At 71.6% G+C, this 22120-nt stretch carries 7 protein-coding genes; 2 read left to right on the top strand and 5 right to left on the bottom strand.

The window, feature by feature from the left end:
• Positions 1 to 6 precede the first annotated feature (6 nt).
• The gene (locus VBO01S_RS02250; RefSeq protein ID WP_062469878.1) at positions 7 to 7758 is read left to right on the top strand and encodes a non-ribosomal peptide synthetase; all 7752 of its coding nucleotides are present in this window, start codon (positions 7 to 9) and stop codon (positions 7756 to 7758) included.
• The gene (locus VBO01S_RS02245) at positions 7759 to 15135 is read left to right on the top strand and encodes a non-ribosomal peptide synthetase (RefSeq protein WP_255221034.1); all 7377 of its coding nucleotides are present in this window, start codon (positions 7759 to 7761) and stop codon (positions 15133 to 15135) included.
• A 95-nt stretch (positions 15136 to 15230) separates the two neighbouring features.
• Here VBO01S_RS02245 and VBO01S_RS02240 read toward each other — a convergent pair whose 3' ends face one another.
• The 5 genes from VBO01S_RS02240 to VBO01S_RS02220 form a co-directional block, all read right to left on the bottom strand.
• Positions 15231 to 17678 carry a TonB-dependent siderophore receptor gene (locus VBO01S_RS02240; protein WP_062469876.1) on the bottom strand — a complete coding sequence of 816 codons (2448 nt, stop codon included), beginning with the start codon at positions 17676 to 17678 and terminating at the stop codon, positions 15231 to 15233.
• A gap of 204 nt (positions 17679 to 17882) precedes the next feature.
• The gene (locus VBO01S_RS02235) at positions 17883 to 18911 is read right to left on the bottom strand and encodes a FecR family protein (protein ID WP_062469873.1); all 1029 of its coding nucleotides are present in this window, start codon (positions 18909 to 18911) and stop codon (positions 17883 to 17885) included.
• On the bottom strand, positions 18908 to 19486 hold the full coding sequence (locus VBO01S_RS02230; protein ID WP_062469870.1) for an RNA polymerase sigma factor: 579 nt from the start codon (positions 19484 to 19486) through the stop codon (positions 18908 to 18910). The genes VBO01S_RS02235 and VBO01S_RS02230 overlap by 4 nt, the downstream gene beginning before the upstream one ends.
• A gap of 161 nt (positions 19487 to 19647) precedes the next feature.
• Complete coding sequence (locus VBO01S_RS02225) at positions 19648 to 20967, bottom strand: lysine N(6)-hydroxylase/L-ornithine N(5)-oxygenase family protein (RefSeq protein ID WP_062469867.1); 1320 nt, start codon at positions 20965 to 20967, stop codon at positions 19648 to 19650.
• On the bottom strand, positions 20954 to 22060 hold the full coding sequence (locus tag VBO01S_RS02220) for a GNAT family N-acetyltransferase (protein WP_062469865.1): 1107 nt from the start codon (positions 22058 to 22060) through the stop codon (positions 20954 to 20956). The genes VBO01S_RS02225 and VBO01S_RS02220 overlap by 14 nt, the downstream gene beginning before the upstream one ends.
• Positions 22061 to 22120: the final 60 nt, after the last annotated feature.

The following is a 22120-nucleotide window of genomic DNA, read 5'->3' as shown; positions in this document are numbered from 1 at the left end:
ATGGCAATGGACGAGATCACCCGCACCGTGCACGACGGCCAGGCGGTGCCGCTGTCGTATGCGCAGGAGCAGCTGTGCTTCCTGCAGAAGCTCGAGCCCGGGCTCACGGCCTACAACCTGCCGCGCGTGTTCCGGCTGAGCGGCGCGCTCGACGCCGATGCGCTGGAACGTGCGTTCCAGGCGGTCATTGCGCGTCACGCGATCCTTCGCACGCACTTCGTCGAACACGACGGCGTGCCGATGCAGGTGGTGCAGGCCGAGGTGCCGTTCGCGCTGGAGCGCATCGACCTTTTGGACCAGGGCGCCGACGCGCAGCAGGCCGCCGTCGATGCGCTCGTGCGCCGTACCGCGACGCATGTGTTCGACCTGGGCCGCGCGCCTGCACTAATTGCACGGCTTGCGAAGCTGGCCGACGACCGGCATGTGCTGACCGTCTGCCTGCACCACATCGTGTCCGACGCCTGGTCGAACCCGATCCTGGCGCGCGACCTCGGCGCGGCCTACGCGCTGGCACTGCGCAGCGACGGCCCGGTGCAGCTGCCGCTGCTGCCCGTGCAGTACGCCGACTTCGCCGTGTGGCAGCGTGCCCGCGTGCAGGGCGGGGCGCTCGCGCCGCAGCTCGCGCACTGGAACCGCCACCTCGGCGACGAGGTGCCGTCGCTCGATCTGCCGACTGACCGCGCACGCCCCGCGCAACAGACCTTCGCCGGCACCGCGCTGGGCTTCGAGCTGCCGCCGGCGTTGGCGGCGGCGCTGCAGACCTTCTGCCGCGCCGAGCGTTGCACGCCGTTCGTCGTGCTGCTCGCGGCCTGGCAGGTGCTGCTGTCGCGCTGCAGCGGGCAGGATGATTTCGCCATCGGCGTGCCCAATGCCGGCCGCCACCGCGAGGAGGTGCAGGACCTGCTGGGCTTCTTCATCACCACGCAGGTGTTCCGCGCGCGGCTCGCGCCCCGGCGCACGCTGCGCGAGGTGTGCCGCCAGGTGCGCGCCGACGCGCTGGCCGCGCTCGACCATGCCGACCTGCCGTTCGAGGTGCTGCTGGCCAGCCGCAAGGACCGCCGCGACCCCGCGCGCAGCCCGCTGTTCCAGGCCATGTTCGGCGTGCAGATGGCCGGCGAGGCCGTCGCGCTCGACTTCGCGGGCGTGCGCGCCGAGCTGCAGGAGTTCGACGACGCGGGTGCCAAGTTCGACCTGTCGCTGGACTTCTACATCGACCCGCGAAGCGTGCGCGGGCGGCTCGAATACAACACCGACCTGTTCGACGCCACGACCGCACAGCGCCTGGTGCGCGCCTACCAGCGCGTGCTGCAGGCGATGTCGGACGATCCCGGCCGCGTGCTCGCGAACCTCGTGCTCACCGACGCGGACGATGAGGCACGGCTGCGTGCGTGGAGCGAGAACCTGCCGCACCGCCCGTACACGCAGCCCGTGCATCGGCTCATCGAGACGCAAGCGCGCGAGCGGCCCGAGGCGGTCGCGCTGGTGTTCGGCGACACGGTGCTGCGTTATGGCGAACTCGACGCGCGCGCCAACGCGCTGGCCCATCACCTGATCGGTCGGGGCGTACGGCCCGACATGCCCGTGGGCATCGCCGCCGAGCGCAGCCTCGAGATGGTCGTGGGGCTGCTGGCGATCCTGAAGGCCGGCGGCGCGTATGTGCCCATCGACCCCGAGCTGCCGCGCGAGCGCATCGCCTACATGCTGGAAGACAGCGGCGTGACGCTGCTGCTCACGCAGTCGCACCTGCGCGAGGCGCTGCCGGTGGCGGCGCATGTGCAAATGCTGGCGCTGGATGCGCTCGACCTGTCGGCCGAATCCACCGCCTGCCCGCAGGTCGCACTGCATGGCGAGAACCTCGCCTACGTGATCTTCACCTCCGGCTCCACGGGCCGCCCCAAGGGCGCGGCCAACCGTCACAACGCGCTCTACAACCGCCTGACCTGGATGCAGGACGCCTACGCGTTGAGCCATGGCGACACCGTGCTGCAGAAGACGCCGTTCGGCTTCGACGTGTCGGTGTGGGAGTTCTTCTGGCCGCTGATGCAGGGCGCGCGCCTCGTCGTGGCCGCGCCCGGCGATCACCGCGAGCCGGCACGGCTGGTCGAGCTGATCCGCACGCACGGCGTGACCACGCTGCATTTCGTGCCCTCGATGCTGCAGGCTTTCCTCGCGCACGACGGCATCGAGGCCTGCACCAGCCTGCGGCGCATCGTCTGCAGCGGCGAGGCGCTGCCCGCCGAGGCGCAGGCGAAGGTGTTCGAGCGCCTGCCGGGCGCGGGGCTCTACAACCTCTACGGCCCGACCGAGGCGGCCATCGACGTGACGCACTGGACCTGCCGCGCCGACGGGCTGAATCACGTCGCCATCGGCCGCCCCATCGCGGGCTGCAAGACCTACGTGCTCGACGCGGGCCTGAACCCGGTGCCGTCGGGCGTGGGCGGCGAGCTGTACCTGGGCGGCATCGGCCTGGCGCGCGGCTACCTGCACCGGCTGGGCCTCACGGCCGAGCGCTTTGTCGCCGACCCGTTCAGCGACAACGGCGAGCGGCTGTACCGCACGGGCGACCTCGTGCGCTGGCGCGACGACGGCCAGCTGGCCTACCTGGGCCGCATCGACCACCAGGTGAAGGTGCGGGGCTTTCGCATCGAACTCGGCGAGATCGAGGCGCAGCTGCTGGCGCAGCCGCAGGTGCGCGAGGCCGTGGTGGTGGCCGACGAAGGACCGGGTGGCACGCGGCTGGTCGGCTACGTGTCGCCGCAGCCCGGTGCGGCGGTGGACGCGGTCGCGCTCAAGGCGCGCCTGGCCGAGGTGCTGCCCGAGTACATGGTGCCGGCCGTGCTGTGCGTGCTGCCGGCCCTGCCGCTCAATGCCAACGGCAAGATCGACCGCAAGTCGCTGCCCAAGCCCGAGCGCAGCGGGGCGCAGGCCTACGAGGCGCCCGAGGGCGCGGTCGAGCAGGCGCTGGCAACGGTCTGGGCCGAGGTGCTCGGCCTTCCGCGCGTGGGTCGGCAGGACAACTTCTTCGAACTCGGCGGCGATTCGATCCTGAGCCTGCAGATCGTGTCGCGGCTGCGCACGGCGGGCTGGAAGCTCACGCCGCGCCAGATGTTCGAGCGCCAGACCGTCGCCGGGCAGGCGGCCGTGGCCGAGCCCGTGGGCGCGGCGGTGCAGGCCGAGCAGACCGCAGCCGAAGGCCAGGTGCCGCTGCTGCCGTTCCAGGCCGCGTTCTTCGAGGCCGACATGCCCGAGCGCCATCACTGGAATCAGTCGCTGCTGCTGCAAGGCCGCGAGCCGCTGGCGGTGCCCGCGCTCGAAGCCGCGCTGGCGGCCGTGGTGCAGCACCACGACGCCTTCCGCCTGCGCTTCCATCGCGCGGCCGATGGCCGCTGGCAACAGGCCTACGAGGCCCTGCCGGCGCGCTGGCGCGAGGAATGGATTTGGGTGCGCGATGCAGCGAACCCGGCGCAGATCGCCGCGCTGTGCGACGAAGCGCAACGCAGCCTCGACCTCGCGCATGGACCGCTGCTTCGCCCGCTGGTCATCCGCCTGCCCGGCGGCGACTGGCGCCTGCTGCTGGCGGCGCACCACCTCGTGGTCGATGGCGTGTCGTGGCGCATCGTGCTCGACGACCTGGCCACCGCGTACGCGCAGTGCCGCGACGGCCAACCGGTCGTGCTGCCACCGAAGAGCGCCAGCTTGCAGGCCTGGGCGCGCACGTTGCAGAGCGAAGCTGCCGCGATGGACGGTGAACTCGCGCACTGGCAGGCCTTCGCCGATGTGCCGGTCGCGCTGCCCTGCGCGCGGCCCGAGGGCGTGAACACCGCGGCGCGCCGCGCCAGCATCGCGTGGCAGCTCGACCGCGCGCGCACGCAGGCGTTGCTCAAGACGGCACCCGCCGCCTACCGCACACAGGTCAACGACCTGCTGCTCACCGCGCTCGGGCGCGCGCTGTGCGGCTGGAGCGGGCATGCGCAGCTGGCGATCCTGCTCGAAGGGCACGGCCGCGAAGACATCCTCCCGGCGGAGAAGGCACTGGATCTGTCGCGCACCACGGGCTGGTTCAGCAGCCTGTTCCCCGTGCGGCTCGATCCGCTGGGCGCGTGGGGTGATGCGATCAAGCGCGTGAAGGAAGACCTGCGCCGTGTGCCGCAACGCGGTCTCGGCCATGGCGTGCTGAGGCACCTGGGCACGGACGCACAGCAGCAGGCGCTGCGCGCATTGCCGCGCCCGCAGCTGGTCTTCAACTACCTGGGGCAGGTTGATGGTGCAGCAGAGGCCGTGTGGTCGCTCGCACCTGAAGACGCGGGCGAGCCGGTCGCCGCGAGCGCACCGCTGTTGCACGAATTCAGCGTCAATGCACAGGTGCGCGACGGTGCGCTGCAACTGACGGTGGACTTCAGCGCGGCGCGGCATGCGCAAGAGGATGTGCAGGGCTGGGTAAGCCGCTTCGGCGACGAACTCGAAGCGCTGATCGCGCACTGCACCTCGGGCGCTTGCGGCGTCACGCCGTCGGACTTCCCGCTGGCCGGCCTCGAAGCCGCGCAGCTCGACGCGCTGCCGCTGCCCGTGGCGCAACTCGAAGACCTCTATCCGTTGTCGCCGATGCAGTCCGGCATGCTGTTCCACAGCCTGGTCGATGCGCAGGGCGAGGCTTACATCAATCAGCTGTGCATGGACATCGACGGCCTCGATGCCGAGCGCTTCCGCGCCGCATGGCAGCGCGTACTGGCGCGCCACGAGATCCTGCGCAGCGGCTTCCTGGCCGACGGCGCCACGCCGCTGCAATGGGTGGCGCGCAGTGCCGAGATGCCGTGGGTGATGCAAGACCTGCGCGAGAGCGTCGATGTGCCAGCTGCACTGGCGCGGCTGGCCGCGTCGCAGCGCGCGAGCGGCTTCGACCTCGCGCGCCCGCCGCTCATGCGCATGGCGCTGGCCCGCACGCAGGCGCAGCGGCACCACCTTGTCTGGACGTACCACCACCTGCTGCTCGACGGTTGGAGCGTGGCCCAGCTGCTGGCCGAGGTGCTGCGCAGCTACGCGGGGCAGGCGGGTGAGCCCGCACCTGGACGCTTCCGCGACCACATCGCGTGGCTCGCGGCGCGCGACGCACAAGCCGGCGAAGCGCACTGGCGCAGCGTGCTGGCCGATGTGGAGGAGCCGACGCGCCTTGCCACGGCGCTGGTGTCGCCTGTCGCGCCACGCCCCGGCAAGGCTCGCCAGCGCTTGGCCTTCGACACCGAGGCCACGCGCGGCCTGCGCGAGGCCGCGCGCGCCGCGCACGTCACGCTCAACACGGTCGTGCAGGCCGCCTGGGCGCTGCTGCTGGGCCAGCGCACGCGCACCGGCGCCGTCGTGTTCGGCGCCACCGTCGCCGGCCGCAACGCCGAGATGCCGGGCGCCGAACGCATGCTGGGCCTGTTCATCAACACGCTGCCCGTGGTCGCGCGACTGCGCCCCGGCCAGCCCTTGGGCGAGTGGTTGCGCGAACTGCAGGCGGCGCAGGTCGCGTCGCGCGAACACGAGCACACGCCGCTGCACGAGATCCAGGCCTGGGCCGGGCTGGGCGGGCAGGGGCTGTTCGACACGCTGGTGGTGTTCGAGAACTACCCGGTGGATGCGGCCTTGCGCGGCGACGCGGCGGCCGGCCTGAGCTTCGGCGCGGTGCATACGAAGGAAGAAACCTCGTACCCGCTGACGCTGATGGTGCATGACGATGCTGCGCTGCACATCGACCTCGTGCATGCGCTCGACGCGTGCGACGAGGCGCAGGCCGCGGCGCTCGTGGGCCAGTTGCGCGCGGCGCTGCTGGCGCTCGCCGGCGATGCGGCGCAGGCTGTGGGCCAGATGACGCTGGCCGATGCGGCCGAGCGCGAGCGGTTGTCGTCATGGTCGCGTGGTGCATTCGCACCGCAGGCGGTCGTGTCCGTCCACCACCTCATCGAACAACAGGCGAAGGCGAACCCCGATGCACTGGCTCTGATCACGGCCGAGCATCGCCTCACCTACGCCGCACTCAATCGCCTCGCCAACCGTTGGGCGCACCGGCTGATCGCGCAGGGCGTGCGGCCCGACATGCCGGTCGCGATCGCCGTCGATCGCTCGGCCGAGACTGTCGTCGGCCTGCTCGCCGTTCTCAAGGCCGGCGGCGCGTACGTGCCGCTCGACCCGGCGTTCCCGACCGAGCGGCTGGCCTACATGGTCGAGGACAGCGGCGCTTCGCTGCTGCTCACGCGCCGCGCGCTGATGCCGCGTTTGCCCGACGCAGCAAGCGTGCAGAGGCTGGCCTTCGACCTCGACGCAACCGACGACGGCATCGCCGACTGGCCCGACCACGACCCGGCGGTGCCGGTGCATGGCGAGCAGCTGGCCTACGTGCTCTACACCTCGGGCTCCACCGGCCGTCCCAAGGGCGTGGCGATGCGCCACGACGCGGTGGCGCGCCTCATCGCGTGGCAGCTGCAACGCCTGCCGGGCGCGGGCCGCACGCTGCTGTTCGCCTCGCCGTGCTTCGACGTGGCGTTCCAGGAGATGGTCAGCGGGCTGGCCGGCGGCGGCTGCCTCGTGCAGACCACCGACGCGCAGCGGCTCGACCTCGATGCGCTCGAGGCGTTGGTGCACGGAGAAGGCGTCGAACGCATGTTCCTCACCTTCTCGGTGCTGCAGCATTTCGCCGAGCAGTCGCTGACCTCGGGCCGGCGGTTGCCGGCGCTGCGGCAGATCCTCACGGCGGGCGAGCAGCTCAAGCGCACGCCCGCGCTGGCCGAATGGCTGGCGCGCGAATCGCAGTGCCGGCTCATCAACCAGTACGGGCCGACCGAGACGCACGTGGTGAGCGAGTTCGTGCTCGACGGCGCGGGCGATGAAGACCTGCCGCCCATCGGCACGCCCGCATCGAGCGCGTGCCTGCGCGTGCTCGACGCCAATCTTCAACCCGTGCCCGTCGGCGTGGCCGGCGAGCTGTGCGTGGGCGCCGAGGTGCTGGCGCGCGGCTACCTGCACCGCGCCGGCCTGACGGCGCAGCGCTTCGTCGCCGATCCGTTCGATGGGCATGGCGGGCGGCTCTACCGCACCGGCGACCTCGTGCGCTGGCGTGGCGACGGCCAGCTCGAGTACCTCGGCCGGCTCGACCACCAGGTGAAGGTGCGGGGCTTTCGCATCGAACTCGGCGAGGTCGAGGCGCAGCTGCTCGCGCAGCCCGGCGTTCGACAGGCCCTGGTGCTGGCGCAGGAAGGACCGGGCGGTGCGCGGCTGGTGGCCTATGCGGCCGGCGCCGAAGGCCAGCCGCTGCGTCCCGCGGCGCTGCGTGCGGGGCTGGCAGCGGCGTTGCCCGACTACATGGTGCCGAGCGTCATCGTCGCGATGCCGCAGGGGCTGCCGCTGAACGCCAACGGCAAGATCGACCGGCAGGCGCTGCCACCACCCGAAGCGGCGGAGCAGCGCGCCCACGTGCCGCCGCAGGGCGCCACCGAAACCGCGCTGGCGGGTCTGTGGGCGCAGGTGCTGGGGCTGTCGCGCGTGGGACGCGGCGACAACTTCTTCGAGCTCGGTGGGCATTCGCTCGCGGTGCTCAAGCTGCGCCAGCAGGTCAAGGCGCAGATGGGCATCGACCTGCCGCTGCAGCGCTACTTCGAACTGCCCGACCTGGCGGCGTGCGCGCAGGCGCTCGACGCGCAAGGGCCGGCGCAGGCGCAGCAGGCCGCGCAGGCCGAGAGCGATCTCGATCGCATGGATGCATTGTTGGAAAGTCTGGGGGGTTGAGTGAGCAGTAGCGAACGCAGTAGGGCCATCGCCCAACGGCTGGCGGGTTTGCCGCCGGCGCGGCAGAAGGAATTCATCGCCGCGTTGCGTGCGCAGGGCATCGATTTCGGCCGCCTGCCGATCGTGCCCGACCCGGCCGCCGTGCCCGGTGCGCCGCGGCCCGCCTCGTACGCGCAGGCGCGCCAGTGGTTCCTCTGGCAGATGGACCCCGAAAGCACGGCGCAGCACATCACGGCCGCACTCACGCTGCATGGCGCGCTCGACTGTGGGGCGCTGCGCGCGAGCCTGCAGGCGCTGGTGGCGCGGCACCCGTCGCTGCGCACGCGCTTCGGCGTGAGCGACGACGGCGTGCCGCAGCAGACCGTGTCGCCCGAGGCGGTGCTCGACCTGCGCGAAGCCGATCTGCGCGCCCACCCCGCGCAGGTGCGCGACGAGGCCGCGCGTCTCGTGCGCACGCCCTTCGATCTGTCGCGTGGCCCGCTGCTGCGCGTGGGCCTGCTGCGCACCGGCGAGACCGCGCACCTGCTGGTGCTGGTGATGCACCACATCGTGTCCGACGGCTGGTCGATGCAGCTGCTGGTCGACGACTTCGGCGCGCTGTACCAGGCGCACCGTCAAGGGAACGACGCCGCCGTGCCGGCCGCGCCGGCGCTGCAGTACGCCGACTACGCGGCCTGGCAGCGCCACTGGCTCGAAGCAGGCGAGGGCGAACGCCAGCTCGCCTACTGGACCGAACGCCTGGGCGGCGAACAGCCGCTGCTGCAACTGTCCGCCGACCGCGCGCGTCCGCCGCAGGGGCCGTACCTCGCCGCGCGCCATCGGCTCGACCTGCCGGGCGAACTGGCACAGGCGCTGCGCCGCCGCGCGAGCGCCGAGGGCGCGACGCTCTTCATGGTGCTGCTGGCCGGCTTCCAGGCGCTGCTGCACCGCTACACGGGGCAGGGCGAGATCCGGCTCGGCGTGCCCGTGGCCAACCGCGACCGGCCCGAGACGGCCGGCATCCTCGGCCTGTTCGTCAACACGCAGGTGCTGCGCGCCGAGCTGGCCGGTCACACCACGCTGGCCCAGGCGCTGGCGCAGGCGCGCGAGGCGGCGCTGGGCGCACAAGCGCACCAGGACCTGCCGTTCGAGCAGCTGGTCGAGGCGCTGCAGCCCGAGCGCAGCCTGAGCCACCCGCCGCTGTTCCAGGTGATCTTCAACCACCGGCAGCAGGACCTGGGCGCGCTCGACCGGCTCGAAGGCCTGCGCATCGAAGCCTGCGAACTCGACGAGCAGGCGGCGCCCTTCGAACTCGCGCTCGACACGCTGGAGCAGGCCGACGGCACGCTCGGCCTGAGCTTCACCTACGCCCGCGCGATCTTCGAGCCCGCGACCATCGAGCGCATGGCCGCGCACTACGTCGCGGTGCTGCGCCAGCTGGCCGACGACCCTACGCGCACGTTGCGCGAGGTGGCGCTGCTCGGTCCGCAGGAGCACGCCCAGTTGCGCCAGTGGGGCGAGGGCCAGGACACCGCCTGGGACGAGGTGCCCGTGCACCGGCTCGTCGAGCGCCAGGCCGCGCTGCGGCCCGAGGCCACGGCGCTGATCGTCGATGGCGTGCCGATGAGTTTTCGCGACTTCGACATGCGCGCCAACAGGCTCGCGCACGCACTCATCGCGCAGGGCGTGCAGCCCGAGGACCGCATCGGCCTCGCGGTGGAACGTTCGCCCGAGATGGTGGTGGCGCTGCTCGGCGTGCTGAAAGCGGGCGCGGCCTACGTGCCGCTCGACCCCGACTACCCGCCCGACCGGCTCGATTTCATGGCGGCCGACAGCGGCGTGCGGCTGCTGCTCACGCAGGCGCGTGTGCGCGAGCGGCTGGGCGCGTCGATGCAGGCGCTGCCCGCGCTGCTGCTCGACGGCGGTGTGCTCGACAGTGGCCCCGACGGTGCACCCGATGTCGCGGTGCATCCCGAGCACCTGGCCTATGTGATCTACACCTCGGGCTCCACCGGCCAGCCCAAGGGCGTGGCCGTGGCGCATGGCCCGTTGAGCATGCACATCCAGACCATCGGTCGCGCCTACGGCATGACGCCCGAAGACCGCGAGCTGCAGTTCGCGTCGATCAACTTCGATGGCGCGCACGAGCGCATCTGGACGCCGCTGGCCTTCGGCGCCACGCTGATGCCGCGCAGCCAGGAACTGTGGACCGTGCACCGCAGCTGCGAAGAGATGCGGCGCCACGGCATCACGGTCGCCTGCTTCACGCCGGGCTACCTGCAGCAGATGGCCGACGAGCTCGGCGAGGACGGGCGCGTGCCCACGCTGCGCTCGTACACCGTCGGCGGCGAGGCCATGGGCCGCGTGGCCTGCGAGCGCGTGATGCAGACGCTGCAGCCGCCGCGCCTCATCAACGGCTACGGCCCGACCGAGACGGTGATCACGCCAACGATCGCCAAGGCCTATGCCGGCACTGCTTTCGACGCCGCCTACCTGCCCATCGGCGCGCCCGTGGGCGACCGCCGCGCCGTGGTGCTCGACACCGACATGAACCTGGTGCCGCCTGGCATGGCCGGCGAGCTGTACCTCGGCGGTTCGGGGCTAGCGCGCGGCTACCTGAACCGCGCCGGCCTGAGCGCCGAGCGCTTCGTGGCCGACCCCTTCGATGCGAAGGGCGGGCGCCTGTACCGCACGGGCGACCTCGTGCGCTGGCGCGCTGACGGACAGCTCGAATACCTGGGACGGCTCGATCACCAGGTGAAGGTGCGCGGTTTCCGCATCGAGCTCGGCGAGGTCGAGGCGCGGCTGCGCGCGCAGCCCGGCGTGCGCGAGGCCGTGGTGGTCGCGCGCGAGCGTGCAGGCGGTGCGCTGTTGCTGGCCTACGTGTCGAGCCTCGACGCGCAACGCCCGGTCGAGGCCTTCACGCTGCGCGACGGGCTGGCGCAGGTGCTGCCCGAGTACATGGTGCCGTCGGCGATCACCGTGCTCTCGGCGCTGCCGCTGAACGCCAACGGCAAGGTCGACCGCGCCGCGCTGCCCGAGCCCGTGTTCGCTGCTACAGCCGACAGTTGGGAAGCGCCGCAGGGCGCGGCCGAGGAGGCGATGGCCGCCGTGTGGGCCGAGGTGCTCGGCGCGCCGCGCGTGGGCCGCAACGACAACTTCTTCGAACTCGGCGGCCATTCGCTGCTGGCCATGCAGCTGCTCGAGCGGCTGCGCCGGCAGGGCTTCGGCGCGCAGGTGCGCACGCTGTTCCAGAACCCGCGCTTTGCCGACTTCGCGCGCGCCACGCTGGAGGCCGGCGCCTCGCCGCGCCCGGCGCCGGTAGTGCCCGACAACGCGATTCACGACGGCTGCACTTTGCTCACGCCGCAGATGCTGCCGCTGGTGACGCTCGACGATGCGCAGCTGCGCCGCATCGAAGCCGCGGTGCCCGGCGGCGCGGCCAACATCCAGGACATCTACCCGCTCGCGCCGCTGCAGGAAGGCCTGCTGTTCCATCACCTGATGCAGGCCGAGGGCGACGTCTATGTGCAGTCGCTGCAGATGCGCTTCGACAGCGAGGCCCGGCTCCATGCGTTCATGGACTGCCTGAACCGCGTCATCGCGCGCCACGACATGCTGCGCACGGCGGTGCTGTGGGAAGGGCTGGCGGAGCCGGTGCAGGTGGTGCACCGCCATGCACCCGCCAAGATCGAATGGCTGGCTATCGACGCCGCCGCGGGCGATGTCGCCGCGCAACTCGAAGCCCATGTGCGCCCCGGCCACTACCGCCTCGACGTGCGCCGCGCGCCCATGCTGCGCGCCATCGCCGCGCACGATGCGGCGGGCGGCGGCTGGCTGCTGCAGCTGCCAAGCCACCACCTGGCGCTCGACCATGTCTCGCGCGACCTGCTGGTCGAGGAGATCACGCTGCTGCTGCAAGGCCGCGCCGACGCGCTGCCCCCGCCCGTGCCGTTCCGCAGCTTCGTCGCGCAGGCACGGCTGGGTGCCGACGTGGCCGAGCAGGAGTCCTTCTTCCGCCGCATGCTCGGCGACGTGCGCGAACCGACCGCGCCCTTCGACCTGTTCGATGCGCGCGGCGACGGCACGGCCGTGGAAGAAGCGCACCTTGAACTCGACGCGGCGCTGGCGCAGGCCGTGCGCACGCAGGCGCAACGCAGCGGCGTGAGCGCGGCCACGCTGTTCCACCTGGCGTGGGCGCTGGTGCTGGCCAAGACCACGGGCAAGGACGACGTGGTGTTCGGCACCGTGCTGTTCGGCCGGCTCGCGGGCGGCGAGGGCGCGGGGCGCGCGCTCGGCATGATGATCAACACGCTGCCGCTGCGCGTGACGCTGGGCCGCAGCCATGCACTGGCCTGCGTGCGCCAGACGCACGCCGCGCTGGCCGGCCTGCTGCACCACGAGCACGCGAGCCTGTCGCTCGCGCAGCGCTGCAGCGCGGTGCCCAAGGGCACGCCGCTGTTTTCGACGCTGCTGAACTACCGCTATGTGGCGCAGGCGCCCGAGGCGGGTGCCGGTGCCGGCGGCTGGGAAGGCATCGAGACGCTCGGCGCGCAGGAGCGCTCCAACTACGCCTTCGCGCTGTCTGTGAACGAACGCGCCGACGGCTTCGCGCTGACCGCGCAGGTCGATGCATCGGTTGGCGCCGCGCGCGTGTGCCAGTACATGCACGACGCGGTGCGCCGCGTGGCCGACGACCTCGCGCAGGCGGCCACGCACCCGGTCGTCGCCTTCGACCTGTACACGGCCGACGAGGCGCAGCGCCTGCAGGCCTGGGGCGCGAACACGCCGGCTTACCAGCACACCGCACCGGTGCATGTGCTGGTGGCACGCCAGGCCGCACTGCGGCCCGAGGCCACCGCGCTGATCTTCGGCGACCGCACGTTGAGCTACGCCGCGCTGGAGGCGCGCGCCAACCGGCTGGCGCACCACCTCGTGCGCGCGGGCGTGCGGCCCGAAGTGCGCGTGGGTCTCGCGGTGCGGCGCTCGGCCGACATGGTCGTGGCGCTGCTGGCGATCCTCAAGGCCGGCGGCGCCTACGTGCCGCTCGACCCGGCCTACCCGTCGCAGCGGCTGGCCTACATGGTGGAAGACAGCGGCGTCGCGCTGCTGCTGGCCGACGACGCTGTGGTGCTGGACCGCATCGGCCTGCCCGGTGTGAAGGCCCTGACGCTCGACACGCTGGACCTGTCGAGTGGCCCGTCACATGACCCCGGCGTGGCGGTGCACCGCGACCACCTGGCCTACGTGATCTACACCTCGGGCTCGACCGGCAAGCCCAAGGGCGTGGCCGTGGCGCACGGCCCGCTGGCCATGCATGTGCAGTCCATCGGCGAGGCCTACGGCATGACGCCGGAGGACCGAGAGCTGCAGTTCGCATCGATCAACTTCGACGGCGCGCACGAGCGCACCTGGGTGCCGCTGGCCTTCGGCGCGGCGCTGATGCCGCGCGACGAAGAGGTCTGGCCGGTGGAGCGAACCTGCGCCGAGATCGCGCGCCACGGCATCACCATCGCCTGCTTCACGCCCGGCTACCTGCACCAGATGGCCGAGCTGATGGGCGAGGCTGCGAGCCGGCTGCCCATTCGTTCCTACACCGTGGGCGGCGAAGCGATGCCGCGCACCAGCTTCGCGCTGGTGCAGTCGGTGCTGAAGCCGCCGCGCATCGTCAACGGCTACGGGCCGACCGAGACCGTGATCACGCCGATGATCGCCAAGGCCGCGCCGGGCGAGGGCTTCGACGCGGCCTACATGCCCATCGGCCGCCTCGTCGGCGACCGCACGGCCTACGTGTTCGACGGCGCCATGAACCAGGTGCCGCCCGGCGTGGCCGGCGAGCTGTACCTCGGCGGCGACGGCCTGGCGCGCGGCTATCTGCAGCGCGCGGGCCTGAGCGCCGAACGCTTCGTGGCCGACCCCTTCGGCGCGCCGGGCGGCCGGCTCTATCGCACGGGCGACCTCGTGCGCTGGGAGGCCGACGGGCAGATGGCCTACCTGGGGCGCATCGACCACCAGGTGAAGATCCGCGGCTTTCGCATCGAGCTCGGCGAGATCGAGGCGCAGCTGCTGGCGCTGCCGCAGGTGCGCGAGGCGGTGGTGGTCGCCAGCCAGGGCGCTGGCGGCGCGCGGCTGGTGGCGTATGTGTCGCCGCTGGCGGGCGAGCGCATCGAGCCGGCGCGGCTGCGTGCCAGCCTCGCGGCGCTGCTGCCCGAGCACATGGTGCCGGCGGCCATCGTCGTGCTCGACACGCTGCCGCTCAACATGAGCGGCAAGGTCGATCGCCATGCGCTGCCGGCGCCGGTGTTCGCCGGCGGCGACGGCTACGACGCGCCGCGCGGCAGCGCCGAGCAGGCGCTCGCGCGCATCTGGTCCGAGGTGCTGGGCGTGGCACGCGTGGGCCGCGACGACAACTTCTTCGAACTCGGCGGCGATTCGTTGTTGAGCCTGAAGGTGATGGCGCAGGCACGGCGCCTGGGCCTGCCGGCGCTCGATCTGAAGCTGCACGACTTCCTGCGCGCGCCGACCATCGCGGGGCTGCTGGGCGGGCGTGCCGATGCGCCGTCGCTGGTGGCCCTGAACGCCGTGGTGCCCGGTGCGCCGCCGCTGTTCTGCATGCACGCCGCCCTGGGCACGGTGTACGACTACGCGCCGCTGGCGCGCCGCCTGCAGGGCGTGCGCACCGTGTACGGCCTGCCGTGCCGCATGCTCGCCGATCCCGCGCACCGCGACGTGTCGCTGGCGCGCATGGCCGACGACTACGCCCGCATGCTCCGTGGCGTGCAGCCGCAGGGGCCGTACCACCTGCTGGGCTGGTCGCTCGGCGGCGCGCTCGCGGCGGCCGTGGCCGCGCGGCTCGAGGGCGAAGGGCAGGCGGTGGCGTTCCTTGGCCTGGTCGATCCCTACGTGCCCGAGCCCGACGCGCCCCTGCAGACGGTGGACGACGACGGCCGCCGCGACTTCGCCGACTTCGTCGCCTCGGCCTGGCCGGCGGCGCGCCTGGACGGGCTGCTGGACATCGACGACTTCGTCTGCGACGAGGCGACGGTGGCTGCGCTGATCGCCCAGGCGCGTGCCAGGGCGCAGGCCCGTGGCGATGCGCTGGAGATGCCGGCGCACGCGAACCTGCCCGACGACGAGCTGGCCCGCATCTTCCTCGTGAGCCAGCAGCTGAAGGCGATCGAGACCGAGGCGCTCGTGCCGCTGCGTTGCCACGCCGAGTGCTGGTGGATCGCGCGGCGCCCGGCGGCGGACCGCGCCGCGCTCGCGCTGCAACTGGGGCGGCCGGACCTCGCGAGCGCTGCGGCGCTCGACGAGGACCACCACGCGATCCTGCGCAGCCCGGTGTTGTTGACGCAACTGGTCGAGCGACTGGGCGAAGCCGAAGCCCTCGCGGCCTGAGGCCCGGGCATAAAAAAACGCACGACCCGGAAGCCGGGTCGTGCGTCAAGGGCACCTTCTGCCGGTGCCGCCCTAAGTCAATTCGTTGGTGCGTGTCAGAGCTTGTAGCTGAGCTTCAGCCAGGCGTTGCGCGGGTTGCCCTGCGTGTAGCCGTTGTAGGCGCCCAGGCCGTTGTAATAGCGCTTGTCGCCGAGGTTCTCGATGTGCAGCGAGGCGCTCAGGCGGTTGTTGATGTCGTAGCGCGCCATCAGGCCGAACAGCGTCAGGCCGCCTTGCGAGGCGCGGCCGAGTTCGTTGAACTCGTCGTAGTAGATGCCGCTCTGGTAGCTCACGCTGCCGCCGACGGTGAGCTTGCTCCACTCGCCCGGCAGGCGGTAGCTGGTGGCCACGCGCAGCAGGCGGCGCGGGTACTGCGGGTTCAGCAGCACGCCGTCGGCATCGCGCTTGGCGTGGTAGGTGTAGCCCGCGAGCATCTGCAGGCCCGGCAGCACTTCGCCGGCGGCGGTGAGCTCGAAGCCCTTGCTCTTGGCGCCCTGCACCGCGCGGTACGGAATGCCGCCGTCGGGCAGCAGCGAGCCGGCGCCGGTGTCGATCACGGCCAGGTTGGTCTCGCGCGTCTTGAAGATCGCGGCGCTGGTGTTGAGCTTGCCGCCGAAGTGCTCGCCCTTCAGGCCCAGCTCGATGTTCTTGCCGCGCTGCGGCGCGATGAGCGCGTTGTTGCGGTCGCGCACCGTGTTGGGCTGGAAGATGTCGGTGTAGCTGCCGTACAGCGAGAGCTCCTTGCTCACGTCGAACACCACGCCCAGGTAGGGCGTGACCACGCCGTTCTCGCGCATCGAACTCACGCCGGTGCGCCGCCAGGTGGTCCAGTCGAGCGTGGACGCATCGGACTTGTACCAGGTGCCGCGCGCGCCGACGATGAGCGACAGCGGCTCGGCCAGCTTCAGGCGGGTCGAAGCGTAGATGGCTTTCTCGGTGGTGTTCAGCGGCGCCGTGTACAGCGGGTACGAGAAGGAGGTCGGCTCGGGGAAGCTCTGCAGCTGGTAGAAGTTCAGCGGCCGGCGGTCGATCATGCGCGGCACGGCGCCGCGCGTGTAAACCGTGGCGTCGTAGGTGTTGTAGCTCATGCCCACCACGGCCTCGTGCGTCTGGCCGAAGGCCTCGAACGGGCCCTTCAGGTGCACGTCGAGGGCCTTGTTGGCGCCTTCGGCGGGGTTCTCGCGGATGTCGATGGTGGAGGCGCCGGTGCGCGCGTTGATCGCGCGGTAGATGCTCAGGTCACCCGAGGCGCGTTCGCGCTTGCTCTTGAGGTAGCTGGCGTCCACCTTCAGCTGCCAGCCCGCGCCCAGGCGCTGGTCGAGGTTGGCGAACAGCTTGTCGCTGTACATGTCCCAGTAGCTCCACGGCGCGCTGGAGTTGAACGAGCGCGGCAGGTTCGTGCGCTGGCCGTTGCTGAAGAACAGCGGGCTCTGGCCGTAGTTGGCGCCGTCGATGGCGGTCTTCTGGTGCTCGAAGCCCACCGACAGGCGCGAGCCCGCCGCGAGGTCGACTTCGAGAATGCCGTACAGCGCGTCTTCGCTGCGCTTCTTGTTCTCGATGAAGCTCTTGCCGTCGGTGCGCGAGGCCATGAAGCGGCCGCGCACGGTGCCGTCGGCGTTGAGGGGGCCGCCGACGTCGATCTCGGCGTTGTAGCGGCTCCAGCTGCCGATGCCGCCCGAGATGTGTCCTGCGAACTCGGAGGTCGGGCGCTTGCGCACGAGGTTGATGGCGCCGCCGGGCGAGCCCACGCCGTTGAGCAGGCCGGCCGCGCCGCGGATCACCTCGACGCGGTCGTAGAAGGCGGTGCTGATCATGCTCGACTCGCCGGCCACGCTGTTGAAGCCCAGCGTGGGCACGCCGTCGATCATGGTGCTCAGGGCGAAGCCGCGCGAGGAGAAGGTCACGCGTTCGTCGTTGCGGTCGGCCACGATGCCGGGCGTCTGGCGCAGCACGTCTTCGAGGGTGACGAGGTTCTGGTCGTCGATCTGCTGGCGGCCGATGACGCTGACCGACTGCGGCGTTTCGCGCAGCGACAGGTCCATGCGCGTGGCACCGGCGGCGGCGCGCGTGGTGTACGAGCCCGTGCCTTCGGTGGTGCCGTCGGTGGCAGCCTGCGCGGCCACGGTCACGGCGGGCAGCGTGGAAGCACTGGCCGCGCTCTGGCGCTGGATGGTGACGCGCGTGGGGCCGTTGCGCACCGCCACGAGGCCGCTGCCGGCCAGCAGGCGGTCGAGCGCCTGCTGGAAGCTCAGGCGGCCCGACACGGCCGGTGCGGCCAGACCCGAGACCACGTCACCGGCGGCGAGCACCTGCACGCCGGTCTGGCGCGACAGCTCGTTGAGCGCGGCGCCCAGCGGCTGGGCGGGGACGTTGATGTCGCGCGCTGGCGCGGCGGCCTGGTCGGTGCCCTGGGCGGCGGCGAGGCCGCTCCAGCTGGCAAGGGCGGTTCCGAAGGCGGCGGCAAGCGCGGCGCTCAGGAGTCGGTGGCGAGGCGAGAAACGCATGGGTGAAGGCTCCAGACAAATAAATCGGTGCGGCATGAAACGGGGGCGCGCCGCAGCCGTCGATCGGATGCGGGGTGCTTCTGGATGTAAGACGTTTGAACTCGAAAAAGAGAGACAGGCCCGTGACACGCCATCGGCCGTCGCGTCGATGCGGGCCGAAAACGAGCGGGAAAAGGGAGCGGCGCGCCGGCGGGCACGCCCGGGTCAGCGCGCCTGCAGGCGCACGCTGCCGTCGGGCCGGGCCACCGCCACCAGCGGCAGGATGGCCGGCAGCGCGTCGAGCAGGCCGGCCGAGTCGTTGGTGCGAAAGCGCCCCGAGAGCCGCATCGCGTCGATGCGGGCGTCGGCGCCGACGATGGGCGCGCTGCGGTAGCTGTTGACCGCGGCCAGCGCGTCGCCCAGCGGCGTGTTGTCGAACACCAGCCAGCCGTCGCGCCAGGCCGAGAGGGCGGCGGTGTCGGCCTGGCGCACCGGGTCGGCGTGGCCGTCGCGCACCTCGAGCATGTCGCCGGCGCGCAGGTCGACCACTTCGCCGCTGCGTTCGGTGCCGGCGTGGCGCAGCACCTGCACGCGCACATGGCCGTGCTCGACGCCCACGGTGATCGGGCCGCCGCGGTCGCGCACGGTGAAGGCGGTGCCGACCACTTCGATGATCGCCTCGCGCGTGCGCACCACGAAGGGACGCTCGGCGTCGGGGGCGACGTCGAAGCGGACCTCGCCGCGCGCCATGTCGATCATCCGGCGGCGGCGGTAGAGCGTGACGTCGACGGCGCTCTGGGGCGCCAGGTCGAGGCGGCTGCCGGCCGAGGCATCGGCGGCATCGGCCAGCGTGACCTTGAGCATCCGCGCGTTGGGCGTGCGATACGCGGCCTGGAACACGGGCTGCTGCCAGTACCACTGCACGCCGCGCCCCGCGACCACGCCGGCGCCGAGCAGCCCGGCGACCGACAGCAGCATCTTGCGGCGCGAGGGGTTGCGTGGGGCCGGTGCGGGCACGGGCTCGTCGAAGTGCGCGCGCAGGTCGTCGGCCATGCCGCCCAGGGCGTTCCAGCGCTCGCGCGCCTCGCGCACGGCGGCGGCGTGTTCGGGCGAGCGGGTGCGCCACTGGTCGAGCGCGAGCCGGGCGCTGTTGGCGGCCGGGCTCGGCGGCGCGATCTCGTCCTCGACGATGAGCGCGAGCGCGCGTTCGATCAGCCGTTCATGCGGAACGACCGCTGTGGCCGCACGGCTCATGAAAAGTCTTCGGCCAGTGCGGTGTCGAAACCGGCGTGGCTGTTCACCGCCTGCGGCTCGATCAGTTCATGGCGCAGCTCGGCGAACACGCGCGAGCAGTCGATGGTGGCGCGCAGCAGGTGCTTGGCGACCGCCATCTCGGTGATGCCCAGGCGCTGCGCGATCTCGGCGCGCGAGTGGCCGTAGGCGCGGAACAGCAGGAATACCTCGCGCCGGCGCGGCGGCAGCTGTTCCATGGTTTCCACCACGTGGCGCAGCACACGGTGCTGCGCCACGACGTATTCGGACGAGGGGGCCGTGAGGTGCGTGCCCACGACGGCATGCGAGACGGCCCACTCCTGCGCCACCTTGCGGTGGCGGGCTTCGTCGATGCACAGGTTGCGCGCCACGCGGAACAGCAGGGCGCGCGGCGACTCGATGGCGGCGCCGTCACGCAGGCCGAGGGTGTGCGTGTACACCCGCTCGAAGCTGGACTGCGCGATGTCGGCCGCATGGTGCGGGTCGCGCAGGTCGCGCGTGAGCTGCCGGCGCAAGTCCGCGTAGTGAGACACAAGTTCCTGGACGAGGTCGCGCATCCGGTCGCCTTCTCGCAAGCATCGACAAAGGACCCCAGGGCCGATGGCTGGTGCGCGCCGGTGAACAAGGAGGCGAGGGCGCTGGCTTCGGTGACCCCGGGGACGGGGTGAATAAGAACTATTCTTATTGAGTGTAGCACCGAAGCCTTGCGTTTCCGTGGCTAAACCACGGGCGCGGCGTGGGCGGGGCGCTCCGCGGATGGCATCTGCGGGGCCTGCGTCGTGTGCCGCGGCGTGGCGTTCAGCAGCGCCTGGCCGATCTCGTCGGAGCGGATGGCGGTGACCGACAGCAGCGTGTCGCTCAGGCCGTGGCTGGTCTCGCAGGCGCCCTGCAGGAAGATGCCCGGGCGCAGCGCCGGCGTGCCCTGCACGCGGTAGTCGCGGTCGACCGAGAAATCGCCCAGGTAGGGCGCCAGCGGTGCCAGCAGCGTGCGGTGCGCGTCGCGGGCGTAGCCGGTGGCGAGCACCACGGCGTCGTAGGCCTTGTCGTGGCGCGCGCCGGTGTTCAGGTCGTGCAGCGACAGGTGGATGCCGTCCTGCGCGGCGCGCACGGCCGACACCTCGTGCCGCCGCAGGAAGCTGTGGCGCGTCGAGCCGGCCACGCGCTGGCGGTAGAACACGTTGAAGATCTGCTGGATCAGCTCCAGGTCGGGCGCGGCGTAGTTGGTGTGCCAGAACTCCTCGAGCAGCTCGGCGCGCTCGTTCACCGAGCGGTTGAACACGAAGTCGGTGAAGTCGGTGTTGAAGATCTCGTTCACGAACGGGCTGTCGTCCGAAGGCTTGATGGAGCGCGCACGCATGATCAGGTCGACCTGCGGCTTGGCCGGGTGCGACTGCAGGTCCATGAAGATCTCGGCCGCGCTCTGGCCCGCGCCCACGATGGCGATGCGGTCGGCGCCGGGGTGGCGGGCAATGGCCTCCAGGTAGGTGCTCGAATGGAACACGCGGCCGTCGTCGCGCAGCGGCTGGAAGCGCGCCGGGATGTTGGCCACGCCGCCCACGCTCACCACCAGGTTGCGCGCCAGGCGCTCGCGCACCGCGCCGTTGGCGTCGCGCGAGCGCACGCGCAGCAGCGAGACCTCGTTGCCCTTCATCTCGGGCACCACCTCGAACACGGCCTCGCCGTAGGCGCAGCGGTCTTCGAACTGCGCCGCGGCCCAGCCCAGGTAGTCGTTGAACTCGTGGCGGCTCGGGAAGAAGGTCTTGAGGTTGATGAAGTCCTGCAGGCGCTGCTTTTCGTGCAGGTAGTTCAGGAAGGTGAAGCGGCTGGACGGATTGCGCAGCGTGGCCAGGTCCTTCAGGAACGAGATCTGCATGTGCGCGTTGTCCAGCAGCATGTTGCGGTGCCAGACGAAGCCAGGCTGCTTCTCGATGAACAGCGCGTCGACGAAGTGGCCCTTCTGGCGTTTCTCGTCGAGCGCGATGGCCAGTGCGATGTTGGACGGGCCGAAGCCGACGCCGATCAGGTCATGGATTTGCATGGATGTCCTCCAGGGATGGCTCGTGTCGACGAACCGGGGCCGGCGAAGCGGCGGTGGGGTCGGCGCGCGGAATCCACAGCGCCTCGCCGAAGAAACGCTCGCGCCACAGCACGCCCAGCAGGGCGCGCTTGTGCGGAAAGTCGAACTCCTTCACATGGGCGTAGCCGCAGCGGCCCAGGCTCCGGATCATTTTTTCGTTGTCGGCGCGCGGCTCGATCACCAGGCGCTGCGTGCGCGGGTCGTCCAGGAAGAGGTAGTGCGACACCGACGGCATCCAGGCCGTGAGAAAGGGCTTGCCGCGAAAGCGCGCCTCGCCCACCAGCGCATGCCAGCCGCGGTCGTGGTCGGCCGCGTCGTAGAAGGGCGCGATGCGGTCTTCCCTGGCCCAGTAGGCCTCGAAGTAGCCGAAGGGCTCGCCGTCGAAGCGGCCGACGAGGCCGGTCACGCGCGGGTCGGCCGCGATGCCTTCCAGGTACTGGCGGTGGCGCGCGAGGTCGCCTTCCTCTTCCCAGAAATGGGCGACCACGGGATCGTTCATCCAGCGATGGAAGGCGGGCAGGTCGCGTTCGATGTCGACCGTGTCGAGCGTGAGCGTCTTACCCAGCCACGGGATGTGCCGGCGGTACACGGTGCCTTGCGGCTTGGCGGGGCGCAGCGGATGGCGCTTGCCCTGCGTGACGATGAAGCGCTGCGCGAAGGGCTCGCGCGGCTGCGGCAGCCAGGCGCGCGGCCATTGCCAGAAGGCTTCGCGCGCGACCGTGGGCAGCGCGCCCTCGGCCGGCGTGACGATGCCCGCGTCCACCAGCCGCGTGCCGGTCGGCAGCGGTGATTGCAGCGCGAGCTGCCGCGCGGCCGGGTGGCGCTGGAAGGCCGCCTCGATCGCCGCCAGCAGGTGCGCTTCGTCAGGCTCGCCCGCGCAGGCGCCCAGCCATTCGAGACGCGGCGTGCCGGGCTGCGCGCGCAGGGCCCAGGTGCTGCCGTGGCGGTCGCCGTCGTGCGGCGTGACCTTGAGCACGGTGCCTTCCAGCCGGACGTCCAGCACCCGGCCTTCGGGATGCGCGTGAAAGCGCCATGCAGTGTCGTGGGCGGTCAAGCAAAACCTCCGGGGTGTGGTCGATGTGTGGGATGCAGAAGGAAGACGCGGGCTGCGGCC

Origin of the sequence: Variovorax boronicumulans NBRC 103145 (assembly GCF_001591345.1) — a bacterium.
GTDB lineage: Bacteria > Pseudomonadota > Gammaproteobacteria > Burkholderiales > Burkholderiaceae_C > Variovorax > Variovorax boronicumulans.
Note: the sequence above shows the minus strand (reverse complement) of the source record. Positions and strands in the feature narration are given on the sequence as shown.